The sequence below is a fragment of the Psychroflexus sp. MES1-P1E genome (assembly GCF_002836055.1).
In the GTDB taxonomy this organism is placed as follows: Bacteria; Bacteroidota; Bacteroidia; order Flavobacteriales; family Flavobacteriaceae; genus Psychroflexus.
This window is the reverse complement of record NZ_PJBS01000010.1, coordinates 1-867: the sequence shown is the minus strand read 5'-3', so window position 1 is coordinate 867 and position 867 is coordinate 1. Positions and strand designations below refer to the sequence as shown.

The window sequence follows — 867 nt, the reverse complement described above, 5'->3', positions numbered from 1 at the left end:
AACGTTTAGTATATGGCAAGTAGGGCAGTAGAAAGCGATAAACTTTCGAATCTGCACTGAGCCAAATCGTTGTATTTTGTTTTTATCTTATTCATTTTAAAAGCCAAATCAACGATTTGGCGGTGTTGGTAAATAGCACTGAACTTTCGTAAACCATTGAACGCCCTATTTGCTATATACAGTGTTGTGTGCTGGCTTTTATTTTTTCCATTGTTCTATTTTAAAGTCTTGAACTAAAGAATCGTTTGTCAATTCAACCATTAAAGTTTTTGTTTCGACAGGGTCAATGTCCCAACCGTAATCTTCCATTAATGTGTATCCGATTGTGTTGATCTTTAAGTTCGCTAAGTTTTCAGGCTTCCCAATCAAGTCAGTTAGTTGACGATAAGTCATTCCTTTTTCCAAGTGGTTTTCCATTAAGTCTTTTACCATAACTTCTCTAAACTGGTAAAATCCATCGATACTTTCATTCCATTTAGATTGTTCGAATTCAACTTGCTTGTCACCACAAGCAGATAAGAAACAAAGACTCAATATTATCATTAACCTTTTCATCCTTCTTCAGTCCATTTCTTTGTTACCGACCTATAAACTTTCGATTCTCCAACACTTAGTCCATACCAAAACATATATGTTGAGTCAGTCTGCATTTGATAAAACGCAGGACTATCCATTTTTTCAGTCAGACCAAGTTCCGATACGTCTTTTGGAAGTCGGTTATTTGACTCCTTAAAGGTCTCAACCTTTTCAATTAGCATATCTGCATAATCCTGTCTTTCATTCTTGAACTCACAACCGTAAAGTCCAAATAGTAGTAGAGTAATGGTCAATATTTTAATTGTCGATTTCATTTTTCTGCTTGCACAC

The 867-nt window shown here is 35.3% G+C and carries 2 protein-coding genes; both read right to left on the bottom strand.

Annotated elements, in window-relative coordinates:
• Window positions 1-198: 198 nt before the first annotated feature.
• Entirely contained in the window at window positions 199-543 is a 345-nt protein-coding gene (locus tag CXF67_RS00080) for a hypothetical protein (protein ID WP_145990316.1), read from the bottom strand.
• Between the two features lie 8 nt (window positions 544-551).
• Window positions 552-867 (bottom strand): hypothetical protein (locus CXF67_RS00075; RefSeq protein WP_219620997.1); only part of this gene is annotated, 316 nt, incomplete at its 5' end.

Excerpts from the sequence above, each read along its gene's own strand:
- CXF67_RS00080 (WP_145990316.1), bottom strand. The coding sequence starts at position 543 with ATGATAATATTGAGTCTTTGTTTCTTATCTGCTTGTGGTGACAAGCAA.